Origin of the sequence: Corallococcus sp. AB011P (assembly GCF_003611605.1) — a bacterium.
GTDB lineage: Bacteria > Myxococcota > Myxococcia > Myxococcales > Myxococcaceae > Corallococcus > Corallococcus coralloides.
Window position 1 is genome coordinate 141,245 of sequence record NZ_RAVX01000013.1, and the last position, 14,627, is coordinate 155,871.

A 14,627-nucleotide genomic window follows, 5' to 3' on the forward strand; every position below is an offset into this window, starting at 1 on the left:
GCCATGGCCACGCGGAAGAAGACACAGGCGGCGCAGACGGAGGCGGCGGCGGAGGAGACGCCCAAGAAGGCGGCTGCGAAGAAGCCGGCGGCCAAGAAGGCGGCCAAGAAGAAGACGGCGGCGAAGAAGGTCACCGCCAAGAAGAAGACGGCGGCCCGCCGCCGTGGCGCGGACGCCGACGAACTCCCCGCCGTGGACGCGGACGCGGACGCTGAAGAAGAAGTGCCCGAGCGCCGTGGCAAGGGCCCGCACTACCTGGTCGTGGTGGAGTCGCCCGCCAAGGCCAAGACCATCAAGAAGTACCTGGGCTCCGGCTACACGGTGAAGGCGTCCGTGGGCCACGTGAAGGACCTGCCCAAGAGCAAGATTGGCGTCGACGTGGAGGACGACTTCAAGCCCGAGTACACGGTCATCAAGGGCAAGGAGAAGGTCCTCAACGAGCTGAAGAAGATGGCCAAGACGGTGGACCGCGTCTTCCTGGCGACGGACCCCGACCGCGAGGGCGAGGCCATTGCCTGGCACATCAAGGAGGAGCTGGGCCACCCGGACTCCCTGCGGGTGACCTTCAACGAGATCACCAAGCGCGCCGTGCAGGACGCCATCGCGCAGCCGCGCCAGCTCAACCAGGACAACTACGACTCGCAGCAGACCCGCCGCATCCTCGACCGGCTCGTCGGCTATCAAATCTCGCCGCTGCTCTGGAAGAAGATCCGCCGGGGCCTGTCCGCCGGCCGCGTGCAGTCCGTCGCGGTGCGCCTGATTGTCGAGCGCGAGGCGGAGATCAAGGCCTTCCAGCCCGAGGAGTACTGGACGCTGGACGCGCTGGTGCAGGGCCCGCAGGGGCCGCCGCCCTTCAAGGCGAAGCTGTCCCGCGTGGACGGCAAGAAGGTGGAGCTCAAGGACCGCGCCACCACGGACGGGCTCGTCGCGGAGCTGAAGGACGCGCCCTTCACCGTGGCGAAGGTGGACCGCAAGGAGCGCCGCCGCAACGCGCCCGCGCCCTTCATCACCTCCAAGCTCCAGCAGGAGGCGGCGAACCGGCTGCACTTCACCGCCAAGAAGACGATGACGCTGGCGCAGAAGCTGTACGAAGGCGTGCCGCTGGGTGAAGAGGGCCAGACGGCGCTCATCACGTACATGCGCACGGACTCCACGCGTCTGTCCGACGACGCCGTGACGCAGGTGCGCGAGTTCATTGGCCAGAAGTACGGCGCGGACTACCTGCCGCCGGAGCCCATGGTCTACAAGAGCCGCAAGAGCGCCCAGGACGCGCACGAGGCCATCCGGCCCACGTCCCTGGAGTACCCGCCCGAGCGCGTGCGTCCCTTCTTCGACGCCATGGACGAGCTGGACATGTTCCGGCTCTACGAACTCATCTGGAACCGCTTCGTCGCGTGCCAGATGAAGCCCGCCGTCTATGATCAGACGGCCGCGGACATCACCGCGGGCCGCGCCACCTTCCGCGCGTCCGGCAGCACGCTGAAGTTCCCCGGCTACCTGGGCGTCTACGGCGCCGGCCTCACGCCGGAAGAGGAGTCCGAGCGCGACAAGGCCAAGGCCGCCGGTGAAGAGGGCGCCGAGGACGTGGTGGGCGAGCTGCCCCCGCTCAACGAGGGCGAGCTGCTCTCGCTGGACAAGCTGCTCAACGAACAGCACTTCACCCAGCCGCCTCCGCGCTTCAGCGAAGCGACGCTGGTGAAGGAGCTGGAGGAGCGCGGCATCGGGCGTCCGTCCACGTACGCGGCCATCCTCTCCAACATCCAGGACAAGAAGTACGTGGAGAAGCTGGAGAGCCGCTTCCGTCCCACGGACCTGGGGCAGATGACCAACGAGCTCCTGGTGAAGCACTTCCCCCATGAGCTGGACGTGTCGTTCACGGCCAGCATGGAGGAGAAGCTGGACCAGATCTCCGACGGCGGCGCGTCCTGGAAGACGGTGCTGCACGACTTCTACGGCCCCTTCAAGGAGACGCTGGAGAAGGCCGAAGCGGAGATGCGCGACGTCAAGCGCGAGGAGATCAAGACCGACATCGCCTGCGAGAAGTGCGGCAACCCGTTCGTCATCAAGTTCGGGAAGATGGGCCACTTCCTCGCCTGCTCGAACTACCCCGACTGCAAGAACACCAAGGACTTCAAGCGGGACGCCGAAGGGAAGATCGTCATCGTGGAGGAGGAGACCACGGACGAGAAGTGCGAGAAGTGCGGCAAGCCCATGGTGATCAAGCGCGGCCGGTTCGGGCGCTTCATGGCGTGCTCGGGCTACCCGGACTGCAAGACGTCCAAGCCCATCTCCATTGGCGTCAACTGCCCGGAGTGCAAGGTGGGTTACCTCACCGAGCGCCGCAGCGGCCGCGGGAAGATCTTCTTCGGCTGCAACCGGTATCCGGAGTGCAAGTTCGCCGCGTGGGACCGGCCGCTCGCGGAAGCCTGCCCGCAGTGCGCGTCGCCCTACCTCCTGCAGAAGTTCTCCAAGCGGGACGGCGCCTACATCGCCTGCCCGAACAAGGAATGCGACTACCGCCGCGAGGTGGTGGAGCCAGCCATTCCGGGGGCTTCCGCGGAAGGAGCGCCTGCTCCCACGCCCAGCGTGGAAGCCTGATCAGCAAAAGCCCAGTCATTCCAGGGGGGTACGCCCGGCCCCCTGGCTTGACACCCTCGCGCACGAAGTCCTAGAAGTCCGGATTGCTCCCGGCCCGCCAGCATGCCTCCTGCCCGTTTCGCGGCAGGGGTGCGCGCGGGGGGCAGCGAAAGGACGCGGTCGCGATGATTCCCTCTGTCAGTGAGTTGCTGCGTGTGGTGGTGGCCGAGGCCGCCCCCGCGGCAGCGGGCCATGCTTCTTCGGGAGGCCTGGGGGAGTTCATCGTCGGTGCGTTCAAGGCCGGCGGCCCGTTCATGTTCGTGAACCTGTTCTGGCTGGCCGCCTCGCTGGCCGTCATCGGTGAGCGCGCGGTGACGCTGCTCTTCCGCTATCGCCTCAACGCGACGGCGTTCATCGAGCAGGTCCACAAGATGGTCCGCAGCGGCAACCTGGACCGCGCGGTGAAGTTCTGCGGCATGGCGCCGCGCTCGCCCCTGGCCCGCGTCATCCGCGCGGGGCTCATCAACGCGAACCGGGGTGAGCTGGAAGTGGCCAAGGCGGTGGAGGAGGCGCTGGCGGAGTACACGCCGCACGTCTCGCGCCGGGTGCAGTGGCTGTGGTCGCTCGCGAACATCGCGACGCTGGTGGGCCTGGTCGGCACCATCGTGGGCCTCATCGGCACCTTCCGCGCGCTGGGCAACGTGCCGGCGGAGCAGAAGCAGGCGCTGCTCTCCAACGGCATCTCGGAGGCCATGTACAACACGGGCTTCGGCCTCTCCATCGCGGTGCTCTGCATCGTGGCGCACCTGTTCTTCAGCAACTACGCCAAGAACATGGTGGAGCTGGTGGAGCTCAACGCGCTGAAGCTGGAGAACCTCCTGTCGCGCCGGGGCTCGCTGGAAGTCGTCCCCTCGGACTCCGACGTCCGCGCCGCGTCTTGAGCCGCCGAAAGGCACCGGACACGCCATGGCGTTCCACTACTCGCGCCGAAAGCTGAAGCCGAGGGAAGAGGAGGAGGCGGGCGAGCTGAACATCGTCCCGTACCTCGACATCCTCATGAACCTCATCATCTTCATGCTGCTGTCGATCACCGGCCTCACCGCCTTTGGCGCGCTCAACGTGAACGCGCCCAGCTACGGCGCCAGCGTGGGGGCGGGAGGGGACGCGGACGCGCCCAAGCTGAACCTGTCCGTGCTCATCTCCAAGGACGGGCTCTTCATCCGGGGCAACAGCGCGGAGATTCCCGTCACGGCGGAGAAGGTCCCCACGCTGTCCCTGCGCACGGACGGCACGCAGGACTTCGCCGCGCTGAACGCGCAGATGGTGAAGCTCAAGGCCGCCTTCCCGCAGGAGACGAAGGTCATCGTCGCGGCGGATCCGGACATCCCCTACGAGGCGCTGATCCAGACGATGGACGCCCTGCGTGAGACGACGGGCACCGTCGCCGAGCGCAAGCTGCTCTTCCCCGACGTCACCCTGGGCGTCCTCTAGCCATGTCCGAATCCGCGCCCCTGTCCGCCGAAGAAGCCGACCAGCTCGCGCGCATGCGCTACCGCCGGGCGCTCGCGCGCAAGAAGCGCAAGGAGCGCGAGGCCGCCAGCGAGGTGAAGGAGCTCAACATCACCGCGATGATGGACATGATGACCATCATCCTGGTGTTCCTCCTGAAGTCCTTCGCGTCGTCCTCCGCGGCCATCACCGCGTCCGAGGACGTGCGGCCGCCGGTGTCCTCCACGCGCACCTCGCCCAAGGACACGGTGGCCATCACCATCACCCCCAAGAACATCCTGGTGGGGGACAAAGAGGTGGTGCGGCTGAAGGACGGCCGCATCCCGGAGGCCCAGCTTCAGGGGCGCCTGGTGGCGGGGCTGGACGCGCAGCTGAAGAAGGAAGTGGCGAAGCTGAAGTACATCGAAGAGCGCAACCCGGCGGCGCCCTTCACGCATGAGCTGTCGGTCATCGCGGACAAGATGGTCCCGTATGATCTGCTGCTCACGGTGCTCTACACGGCGGGCGAGAACGAGCTGCAGAACTACCGCTTCATCGTGCTCCAGCGCGACGCGGAGTAGCCGCCGGACACACCACTCCCCCGCGCGGGATGGAACGCACGGGGGAGCGCTTGGACGGCTTCGCTAGAGGGACAGGCTGCCCACGTGGCGCGCGGCCTCCCGCGTCTCCTGCTCGTGCACGGCGGCGTCCTCTTCACAGCGGATGGCGAAGGGCATGGCCTCCAGCCGGTCCAGCGAGATTTCGTTGCCGCAGTCCACGCACTCACCGAACACGTCGTTGTCCATGCGGCTCAGCGCGGCGTCGATGAGCATGATCTCCCGGCGCTGCGCCTCGATGAGCGTGGAGAGCGTGTAGTCCGCCAGCTCCGCTTGCGCCTGCTCCTCGTACTCGGGATCACGCTCCTGATCCTTGAGGGCGGCCAGCTCGCGGCGGGCGCCCGCCTGGGCGGTCTCGGTCGTCCTGCGACGCTCCTGCAACAGGCCCCGGATCTTCAACAAGTCGTTGGCTCGGCTCATGGCTGCGTCACTCCCATCCCAGATTCGCGGTTGAAGGGCGCTCGCTCGGACGCTTCCCGTCCCGAGCGAAGACCGCGAGAAACCTAGGGTTGGATCCCAGGTGGGGAAACCTCACCTCCCATTCCGCACGCATGGTGGGACGTGGGGCAGGCGGGCGGACGTGAAAGGGCGTGGCCTCTCTGCTAACAGGGCCCTTTGGGGTCCCGGTGCGGGGGCCCGGAGGCATGCATGTCGGACGTGAAGCAGCAGCGGGTGACGGTGATTGGCGGCGGCCTGGCGGGGACGGAGTGCGCGTATCAACTGGCGCGGCGTGGCGTGCCGGTGGTGCTGCGCGAGATGAAGCCGCACAAGCGCTCCCCGGCGCACAAGTCGGACACGCTCGCGGAGCTGGTGTGCAGCAACTCGCTGCGCTCGGACAACCCGGAGAGCGCCATTGGCCTCTTGCACGCGGAGCTGCGCGCGCTGGGTTCGCTGGTGCTCTCCAGCGCGGACCTGCACCGCGTGCCCGCGGGTGACGCGCTGGCGGTGGAGCGCGAGGGCTTCTCGCGCGAAATCACCACCCGGCTGGTGTCCGGCGCGGGCGTGGAGCTGGTGGGCGGTGAGGTGGAGAAGGTGCCGGAGGACGGCGTGGTGGTGGTGGCCACGGGGCCGCTGACGTCGGAGGCGCTCACGGTGGACCTGGAGCGCCACGTGGGCACGAAGCTCTACTTCTACGACTCCATCGCGCCCATCCTGTCGGGGGACTCCATCGACATGGACATCGCCTTCCGCCAGAGCCGCTACGGCAAGGGCGGAGGGGATGACTACCTCAACCTCCCCATGACGAAGGACGAGTACTACCGCTTCGTGAACGAGGTGAAGGCGGGCCAGAAGGTGGTGCCGCACAGCTTCGAGGAACCGAAGTACTTCGAAGGGTGTCTGCCCATCGAAGTGATGGCGGAGCGCGGCGACGACACGCTGGCCTACGGGCCCATGAAGCCCGTGGGGTTGAAGGACCCTCGCACGGGGACGGACCCGTACGCGGTGGTGCAGCTGCGCATGGAGGACCGGGCGGGCACGGCGTGGAACATGGTGGGCTTCCAGACGCGTCTGACCTGGGGTGAACAGAAGCGCATCTTCAGCGCGTGCATCCCGGGCCTCCAGAATGCGGAGTTCCTGCGGATGGGGCAGATCCACCGGAACACGTTCATCGACTCGCCCCGCCTGCTGGCGGAGGACCTGTCGTTGAAGACGGAGCGGCGGGTGTTCTTCGCGGGACAGGTGACGGGCGTGGAGGGCTACGTGGAGAGCGCGGCGTGCGGCTACCTGGTGGCGCTGGCGGTGCACGCGCGGCTGACGGGCGGTGCGTTCGTGCCGCCCCCGGCCACGACGGCGCTGGGTTCGCTGTACCGGCACCTCACCGGGGAGGCGCACCCGCCGGATCACCCGCACCAGCCCACCAACGTCATCTACGGCCTGTTCCCGCCGCTGTCCGGGCGGATGAAGAAGGCGGACAAGCGCGCGGCCTACTCGGCGCGGGCGAAGCAGGACCTGGCGGCCTGGCTGCCACTGGCGGGCGTTGTCGCCCAGACGGAAGGACAGACGAGCGCATGAAGCGAACCGGGATGTTGGGCCTGGTGGCCCTGCTGGCGGTGTCGGGGTGCAAGAAGGGCGAGGACAACGCCGCGCCCTCCCAGCGCAGCGCCGCGCAGGGGGACACGGTCCGCAGCGCGGCGAAGGGCACCGCGGTGGTGGGTGGGCAGGGGCAGCTGCTCGCGGCGGGACGCGCGGCGGACCTGCGCCTGTCTCCGGACGGGCAGTTCGCCACGTTCCTGCTGAACGGGCAGAAGCCCCGGCTGGACGGCATTCCGCCGCAGATGCTGGTGGGCTCGCTGCACGTCGTGCCGACGGCGGGCGGGAAGTCGCGCGCGCTGGGTGACGGCGTGACGAACGTGCCGGGCAGCCTGCTGTTCTCCCAGGACTCGAAGCACCTGTTGTACGTGACGGGCTACAACCCGGCCTCGCAGTCCGGCGAATTGAACGTGCTGTCGCTCACGGACGCGGCCGCGGAGCCGGTGAAGCTGGGCACGGCGGTGAGCTACCTGCTGCCGTCCCCGGACGGCGTGCACGTGGCCTTCGTGGACGCGGGCACGTTGAAGCTGGGCAAGCTGCCGCAGGGGCCGTTCCAGGACGTGGCGGGCGAGGTGAGCACCGCGCAGTTCACCCCGGACGGCAAGACGCTGCTCTTCAAGCGCCGGCTGTCGGCCGCGGGCGGGCTGGCGGCGGTGACGGTGGGCTCCACGGAAGCGCCGCGCAAGCTGGCGGATCAGGTGGGCGACTACCAGGTGTCCTCCGACGGCAAGCACGTGGCTTACCAGGTGCGCAGCGAGGCCGTGCGCGGGATGTATGACCTGTACCTCGCGGACGTGCCCGCGCTGAAGGGCACGAAGCTGGCCACGGGCTCGAAGAACTTCAGCTTCTCGCCGGATGGCCAGTGGCTGGCGCGCACGGAGAACGGCAAGCCGGAGCAGCTGGGCGACCTGTACGTGGGCCCGGCGTCCGGAGGCGCGGGGCGCAAGGTGGGCGAGGCGGTGGAGGAGATGGCGTTCGCGCCGGACTCCAAGGCGGTGGCCTACCTGGAGAAGTATGATCAGCCGTCGCGCGCGGGCGCCCTGGGCGTGGCAGCGCTGCCGGACGGCGCGCCCAAGCGCGTGGGGGACCGGGTGCCCAACTTCGTGTGGGGCTCGGACAGCCGCTACGTGGCGTTCCTGTCGCGCTTCGTGAAGCCGGTGTTCTCCGTGGACCTGATGCTGTACGCGCTGGGCCAGGAGAAGGCGGAGAAGGTGCAGCCGGGCGTGTTCGGTTACGGCTTCGCGCCGAACAACAGCGCGGTGGTGTTCCGCACCAACTGCATCCGCAACGGCCGCGCGTGTGACTTCAAGGCCGTGGGCCTGAACGAGAAGCAGGCCGAGGCGAAGACGTGGCTGCAGGGCATCTTCAGCTACAAGATCTCCGAGGACGGTGCCCGCGTGCTCGCGACGTACGCGCGCATGGACTCGGACACCTACGACGTGGCCATCTACGACGTGAAGTCGGGGGCGCGAAAGACGCTCGACCAGGGCGTGCAGGTGCCCGTGTACTTCGCGGGCAAGGATGACGCGCGGGCCGTCTACATCATCGGCCAGGGGCAGAACCCCGGCGTGTACAGCGCCGTCGCCACCGCGCAGTAGCGGGTGACCCAGGGAAGGGAGGCCGCCCGGGCCTTCCTTCCTGGGCGCGGCCTGATGTTGAGGCGTGCACACCCGGACGGGGTGTGCTGTCTTCTCGCGCCGAATGGCACAGCTCGTCTATCGCCGCTACGGCGGCTCGCTCCAGGTCGACATCCCCGATTTCAACACCCTCACCGAAGCGGTGAGGATTCCCGCGACGCAGTGGACGGCGCTCGCGTGCCCCCTGGAGGGCATCGCGTGTGATCCGCACTTCCTCACGCTGATGGACGCGGACGGCAACCGCCGCATCCGGGTGGAGGAGCTGCGCGCGGCAGTGGACTGGACGGCGGCGCGGCTCCAGGACCGCAAGGGCGCGGACGCCGGCAGCGACGTGCTGGAGCTCTCGGCGCTGTCCGATACGGCATCCAACCTCAAGGGCGCCGCGGAGCTGGTGCTGCGCACGCTCAACGCGCCGGACACCACGCGTCTGTCGCTGGAGCAGCTGCGCACCAGTGACAAGGCGCTGCGCGACGCGGGCAAGAACGGCGACGGCCTCATCGCGCCGGTGTCGTTGCCGGAGCGGCTGCGGCCCCTGGCGCAGTCCATCATCGCGGCCTTCCCGCAGGTGACGAACCGCGCGGGCCTGGCGGGCGTGGACGTGGGCCTGGTGAAGCGCTTCCGGGACGAGCGCACGGCCCTGCTCGCGCACCTGGGCGGCAGGGACGCCGTGTTCACCTGGGGCACGGCGAGCCTGGAGCAGGCGAAGCGCGTGCACGACGTGGCGCCGCTGCTGGACGGCTATTTCGTGCAGTGCCGCCTGGTGGCCGCGCAGCCGGAGGCCGCCGCCAGCCTGCGCCTGCGCGCGGACCGCGTGGAGGGCGCGCTCGGTGACCTGGGCGCCATGGGGAAGGCCGCGAACGAGCTGCCCATCGCGCCGCCGGATCCGAGCGGCGTGCTGGTGTGGGCGCGGCTGTACCGCGGCGCCGGCTACGAGAAACTGGAGGCCTTCCGCCAGGAGGTGGCCACGCCGCTGTTGGGCGACGGCGTGAAGCTGACGGACACGGCCTGGCGCGAGCTGTCCGCGAAGGCGGAGGCCATCCTCGGCTGGCAGGCGAAGCGCGACGCAAGCCCGCTGCACGCGGTGGCGGACACGCTGGGCTCGGTGTCGGACGAGGAGCTGGACGCGCTGGAGTCGGTGAGCCGCGAGGACCTGTCGCTCAAGCCCACGCTGGACGTCATCGCGGAGCTGGAGCGGTTGGTGCTGTACCAGCGCTGGCTGCTGCAGTTCGCCAACAACTTCATCAGCATGCCCAACCTGTACCTGCCCAAGCGGCGAGCGCTGATGGAGCGGGGCACGCTCATCCTGGCGGGGCGCAAGTACACGCTGTCCGTGCTGGTGACGGACCGCGCGTCGCACGCGGCGCTGACGGGGCAGGGGACCACCTGCATCCTCTACGTGAAGGTGCTGCCCCGCGACGGCGCGGACGGCTACGAGGTGGCGGTGCCCGTCACCGCCGGCCGCAGCACGGAGCTCGTCGTGGGCAAGCGCGGCGTGTTCTACGACGTGGACGGCAAGGAGAGCGACGCCATCGTCACGCAGGTCATCCGCCAGCCCGTGTCGCTCTGGGAGTCGATGACCATGCCGTTCATGCGCATCGGCGCGTTCATCACCAGCAAGGTGGAGGGGCTGGCCGCGTCCGGGGAGAAGGACTTCGATGCGTCGCTGGAGTCCGGCTACAAGCAGACGGTGACCGCGCCTCCCCCCACGGCGGCTCCAGCCCCGGCGGCCGCGGCGGCGCCAGCGGCGGCTCCGGCGGGAGGCGGCATCGCGGGGGTGCTCGCGGCGGGCGGCATCGCGTTCGCGGCGCTGGGCTCTTCGCTGGCGTTCATCCTCACGCAGGTGAAGTCACTCACTCTGGTGGACGTCATCACCGCGGCGACCATCCTGGCCATCGTGGTGATGGCGCCCGCGGGCCTGCTGGGGTGGCTGAAGCTGCGGCGGCGCAACCTGGCGCTGCTCCTGGAGGGCTCCGGCTGGGCGCTCAATGACCGGCTGATGCTCACGCGCGGCGTGGCGACGCTCATCACCCGCAAGCCCAAGCTGCCGAGCAACGCGCGCGTGGACCACGTGGACCTGGTGCGCGGAGCGCTGCGCCACACGCAGGGCGACGACGAGACCGAGAGCATGTCGCTGGGGGCCCGTCTGGGGCTCACGCTGCTCATCCTCTTCGTGCTGGGCTGGCAGGTGCGCGTGCCCGTCACGGAGTGGCTGTGCACGTACCACTGGCTGTCCGGGGACGCGTGCCGCGTGCTGCTGCCCAAGCTGGTGCCGTCCGAGCTTCCGGGCGCGCCCGCTCCGTCGGGGACGGCCCCGGCCGCCGCGCCCGCTCCGGCGCCCGCGAAGTAGGCCGGGGCTCGCGGCGCGACGCGAACCTCGCGAGGCTCGGGGAGGACTCCATGCTTCCCCGAGCATGTCAGGTGCGCCCGCGCGCTACTGCCCGTCCGCCTCGCCCGCGCCGCCGAGGATGTCCTCGATCCGCACGGTCCGGATCTGCGCGAGGGCGCGCTCCTGCTCCTCGCGCACCATGTCCTCAATCTTCCGGGTGCGCATGAAGTTGAACATGCGCAGGGCCCGCGCGGTGCGCGCCCGGTAGCGCGCCGAGTTCGTCAGCTCGAGCATCCGCTCGACCCTCGCGAGCCCGGTCCTGGCCTTGGCCAGCAGCTGCTTTCCCTCCTCGACGGACTTCTCCCTCTGGTCCTTGCTGGCGGGGAAGAAGTAGTCGCTCCACGAGGTGAGCATGCCCGGCTGGAGGTTCGCGAGCCCCTGCTCCGTGTGCTGGATGGCTTCACGCAAGTCGTCGCGCATGATGTCGAGGATGGTGATGTCGTCCCGGACGATGTCGAGCTCCATGTCCCGGAACAGCAGCTCGTCGTCGATGAAGCCGGCCAGCTCCTCGAGATGGTCGGTGTCGTGCTCACCGGCCTCCGCGTCGTGGATCTCGTTGTCGAGGAACTTCTTCATCCGGGCCAGGTCGCGCTTCGACAGCTTGTCCAGGTTGTCCCCCGTCTTGACGCTGGTCAGGAGGTAGTGGACGACGAAGAGCCGCTCCAGGTCGCCCCCGAGGATCTGCAGCCGGTTCTTGAAGTCCTCGGCGAGCAGGGTCGAATCCGCGTGCAGGATGGCGCCGCGCTCCTGCGCCTCCCTGGACTGGAACAAGCTGCTCACCTTGGCGCCGAAGGTCTCCCGCTCCTGCACCTGCGACTGGTAGGTCTTCACCTTGGCCCGGAGGGTGTCCAGGTAGTCCTTGGGCGCGGGCGACATCGCGGCGTTGTGCAGGATCAGTTCGCGCTGGATGAGGGCGAGCTTCTCCTCCTTCGTCGGTTCGAACCCCCGGCGGGCCAGGGGCACGGAGCGGTTGTCCGCCTTCGTCGCGCGCTCGAGCTGGATCAGCGTCCTTGCGTCGAGCGCGGTGAGCGATGCCCGGAAGGCGTTGAGCAACATCAGGTGGCGCCGGCCGTGCAGCTCCTGGAGGCTGATGTTCTGCGCGCGCGCCTCGATGATGTCCCGGGTCACCGCGCTACGGGGCACGAACCCCTCCGGGACGCCGTTTTTCAGCGGCTTGGGCTTCTTGCGCTTCGCCAGCTCCGCGAGCGCCGCGTCGAGCACCTCCTCCGTGACCATCCGCCCCGCCAGATGGATGCCCTGGAGCATGTTCGTCAGCTCCTCGTAGCCGTACTCGAGGACCTTCTTCATGATCCATCGCATCGGCAGCAGCTGAATGATTTCCAGGAGGAGCATCCGATGACGCTAGGATTGAGCGTCGAAGCGCGTCAACGGACGCCACGCATCGTGTCGGCCCCAGCGGCCACACCCGTGACAGGTTGGAAGTCACTCCACGAAGAGGGGACAGTCCGTGGCGAACCGAGGCGACGAAGTCGATCAGTTCATGGCGGAGCTCGAGCACCCGCTGAAAGCGGAGATTCAAGCCGTGCGCGCGGCCATCCTGGCCTCCGACGACAGCATCACCGAGCGCATCAAGTGGAAGGCCCCCAGCTTCGTGCACTCGGGTGATGACCGCGTGACGTTCCGCCTGGCGCCCAAGGGCATCTTCCAGGTCATCCTCCACCGGGGCGCGAAGGTGAAGGACACGAAGGGCTTCGCCTTCGAGGACGACTCCGGGCTGGTGGAGTGGCTGGCGAAGGACCGGGGCGTCGTGACGCTGCCGGACGCGAAGACGGTGAAAGCCAAGAAGGCGGCCCTGGTGAAGCTGGTGGGCCGCTGGATGAAGGCGACCGCGACCTGAGCGCCTTGCGCAGGGTGAGGGAGCGGACAGCCGCGCGGTTTTTGTGGGTCGCGGACCGGTGGTCTTGTTAAACCCCCGGACATGTTCCACGGAACCACCATCCTCTGCGTTCGCCGCGACGGAAAGGTCGTCATCGCGGGCGACGGCCAGGTCAGCCTCGACAAGACCATCATGAAGAACACGGCGCGCAAGGTGCGCAAGCTCGGCGAGGGGCAGGTGCTCGCCGGCTTCGCGGGCAGCACCGCGGACGCCTTCACCCTCTTCGAGCGCTTCGAGGCCAAGCTCAAGGAGCACCAGAAGAACCTGGCCCGCGCCTGCGTGGAGCTGGGCAAGGACTGGCGCACCGACCGCTTCCTCCGCCGCCTGGAGGCGCTGCTCATCGTCGCGGACAAGGAGAAGACCTTCATCCTGTCCGGCGCGGGCGACGTCATCGAACCGGACCACGGCATCGCCGCCGTGGGCAGCGGGGGCCACTTCGCCCTGGCCGCCGCGCGCGCCCTCCAGGCGCACTCGAACCTGTCCGCCCGCGACATCTGCACGCAGGCCATGGCCATCGCCGCGGACATCTGCGTCTACACCAACGCCAACGTCTCCTACGAAGAGCTCTGAGAGGACCGCCCCGTGGCCGAATCGCGCAAGTTGTCCGCCTTCACGCCTCGCGAGGTCGTCAGCGAGCTGGACCGCTACATCGTCGGGCAGAACGACGCCAAGCGCGCCGTCGCCATCGCGCTGCGCAACCGGTGGCGCCGTCAGCAGGTGCCGGACGACCTGCGGGATGAGATCTACCCGAAGAACATCATCATGATCGGCCCCACCGGCGTGGGGAAGACGGAGATCGCCCGCCGCCTGGCGAAGCTGTCCCAGGCCCCCTTCGTCAAGGTGGAGGCCAGCAAGTTCACGGAAGTGGGCTACGTGGGCCGCGACGTCGAGTCGATGATCCGCGACCTTGTCGAAGCCGCCATCGCGCTCGTGCGCGAGGAGGAGACGGAGAAGGTCAAGCCTCGCGCGGAGGAGCTGGCCGAGGACCGGCTGATGGAGCTCATCAAGAACGGCGGGCAGGCGCGCACGACGTCCTCTCCGCCGTTCGGCTTCTCGCCGCCGCCCACCCCCGCGCCCGCGCCGCTGGGCGACAGCGAGCGGGAGAAGCTGCGCGCCCAGCTGCGCGCCGGCACGCTGGATGATCAGACCGTGGAGGTGGAGACCAACGAGAGCTCGCCCACCTTCATGCGCAACTTCAGCGGCCAGGGCATGGAGGAGATCGGCGTCAACCTCCAGGACCTGTTCAAGAACATGCCGGGCATGAAGAACACCCGGAAGCGCAAGCTGCGCGTGCCGGAGGCGCTCCAGTTGCTGCGCGCGGAAGAGGCGCAGAAGCTGGTGGATCCGGACCGCGTCCAGCGCGAGGCCGTGGCGCGCGCCGAGTCCAGCGGCATCGTCTTCATCGACGAAATCGACAAGATCGCCAGCCGCGAGGGCGGCAAGGGTGGCGGGGGCCCGGACGTCTCGCGCGAGGGCGTGCAGCGCGACATCCTGCCCATCGTGGAGGGCTCGGCCGTCAACACCAAGTACGGCCAGGTGAAGACGGACCACATGCTCTTCATCGCCGCGGGCGCCTTCCACGTCTCCAAGCCGGCGGACCTCATCCCGGAGCTCCAGGGCCGCTTCCCCATCCGCGTGGAATTGGAGGCGCTGTCCGGCGAGGACCTGGTGCGGATTCTTCGCGAGCCCAAGAACTCGCTCATGCGCCAGTACACCGCGCTGCTCGGCACCGAAGGCGTGCGCCTGTCCTTCACGGACGACGCGGTGGTGGAGATCGCCCGCATCGCCCAGCAGGCCAACGAGCGCACGCAGAACATCGGCGCCCGGCGGCTGCACACCGTGCTGGAGCGCCTGCTGGACGAGGTGTCGTTCACGGCCAGCGAAATGGGCCCGCGCGACTTCCAGGTGGACGCTGCCTATGTGCGCGAGCGCCTGGCCCCCATCGTCCAGGACGAGGACTTGTCGCGCTACATCCTCTAGCGCGCTAGGGTCCG

General features: G+C 68.7%; 12 protein-coding genes. 10 read left to right on the top strand and 2 right to left on the bottom strand.

What is annotated here, in order from left to right; translation table 11 throughout:
• Positions 1-3: 3 nt before the first annotated feature.
• The 4 genes from topA to D7X30_RS27750 all read left to right on the top strand — a co-directional run bounded on the left by topA (position 4) and on the right by D7X30_RS27750 (position 4,646).
• The gene (gene topA / locus D7X30_RS27735; protein WP_120565983.1) at positions 4-2,598 is read left to right on the top strand and encodes a type I DNA topoisomerase; all 2,595 of its coding nucleotides are present in this window, start codon (positions 4-6) and stop codon (positions 2,596-2,598) included.
• A gap of 164 nt (positions 2,599-2,762) precedes the next feature.
• Positions 2,763-3,518 carry a MotA/TolQ/ExbB proton channel family protein gene (locus D7X30_RS27740; RefSeq protein WP_120565984.1) on the top strand — a complete coding sequence of 252 codons (756 nt, stop codon included), beginning with the start codon at positions 2,763-2,765 and terminating at the stop codon, positions 3,516-3,518.
• 25 nt (positions 3,519-3,543) lie between these two features.
• On the top strand, positions 3,544-4,068 hold the full coding sequence (locus D7X30_RS27745; protein ID WP_120565985.1) for a biopolymer transporter ExbD: 525 nt from the start codon (positions 3,544-3,546) through the stop codon (positions 4,066-4,068).
• 2 nt (positions 4,069-4,070) lie between these two features.
• Positions 4,071-4,646, top strand: a complete 576-nt coding sequence (locus D7X30_RS27750) for a biopolymer transporter ExbD (RefSeq protein WP_120565986.1) — start codon at positions 4,071-4,073, stop codon at positions 4,644-4,646.
• A 63-nt stretch (positions 4,647-4,709) separates the two neighbouring features.
• Here D7X30_RS27750 and D7X30_RS27755 read toward each other — a convergent pair whose 3' ends face one another.
• Positions 4,710-5,102 (bottom strand): TraR/DksA C4-type zinc finger protein, encoded by a 393-nt coding sequence (locus tag D7X30_RS27755; protein ID WP_120565987.1) that lies wholly within the window; start codon positions 5,100-5,102, stop codon positions 4,710-4,712.
• 228 nt (positions 5,103-5,330) lie between these two features.
• Here D7X30_RS27755 and trmFO point away from each other — a divergent pair, with 228 nt between their 5' ends.
• From trmFO to D7X30_RS27770, 3 genes are all read left to right on the top strand, one after another.
• On the top strand, positions 5,331-6,695 hold the full coding sequence (gene trmFO, locus D7X30_RS27760; RefSeq protein ID WP_120565988.1) for a methylenetetrahydrofolate--tRNA-(uracil(54)-C(5))-methyltransferase (FADH(2)-oxidizing) TrmFO: 1,365 nt from the start codon (positions 5,331-5,333) through the stop codon (positions 6,693-6,695).
• A complete protein-coding gene (locus tag D7X30_RS27765) occupies positions 6,692-8,311 on the top strand; it encodes a PD40 domain-containing protein (RefSeq protein ID WP_120565989.1) in 1,620 nt (539 codons plus the stop codon). The genes trmFO and D7X30_RS27765 overlap by 4 nt, the downstream gene beginning before the upstream one ends.
• A gap of 103 nt (positions 8,312-8,414) precedes the next feature.
• Positions 8,415-10,697, top strand: a complete 2,283-nt coding sequence (locus D7X30_RS27770) for a kinesin (protein WP_120565990.1) — start codon at positions 8,415-8,417, stop codon at positions 10,695-10,697.
• Between the two features lie 84 nt (positions 10,698-10,781).
• On the opposite strand, the gene D7X30_RS27775 is transcribed toward D7X30_RS27770, so the two are convergent.
• Positions 10,782-12,044, bottom strand: a complete 1,263-nt coding sequence (locus tag D7X30_RS27775) for a hypothetical protein (RefSeq protein WP_147443336.1) — start codon at positions 12,042-12,044, stop codon at positions 10,782-10,784.
• Positions 12,045-12,204: 160 nt separating this feature from the next.
• Here D7X30_RS27775 and D7X30_RS27780 point away from each other — a divergent pair, with 160 nt between their 5' ends.
• From D7X30_RS27780 to hslU, 3 genes are all read left to right on the top strand, one after another.
• Positions 12,205-12,594 (top strand): DUF1801 domain-containing protein, encoded by a 390-nt coding sequence (locus D7X30_RS27780; protein WP_233591811.1) that lies wholly within the window; start codon positions 12,205-12,207, stop codon positions 12,592-12,594.
• An 81-nt stretch (positions 12,595-12,675) separates the two neighbouring features.
• On the top strand, positions 12,676-13,203 hold the full coding sequence (hslV, locus tag D7X30_RS27785; RefSeq protein ID WP_120565992.1) for an ATP-dependent protease subunit HslV: 528 nt from the start codon (positions 12,676-12,678) through the stop codon (positions 13,201-13,203).
• A gap of 12 nt (positions 13,204-13,215) precedes the next feature.
• Entirely contained in the window at positions 13,216-14,613 is a 1,398-nt protein-coding gene (hslU, locus tag D7X30_RS27790) for an ATP-dependent protease ATPase subunit HslU (RefSeq protein WP_120565993.1), read from the top strand.
• Positions 14,614-14,627: the final 14 nt, after the last annotated feature.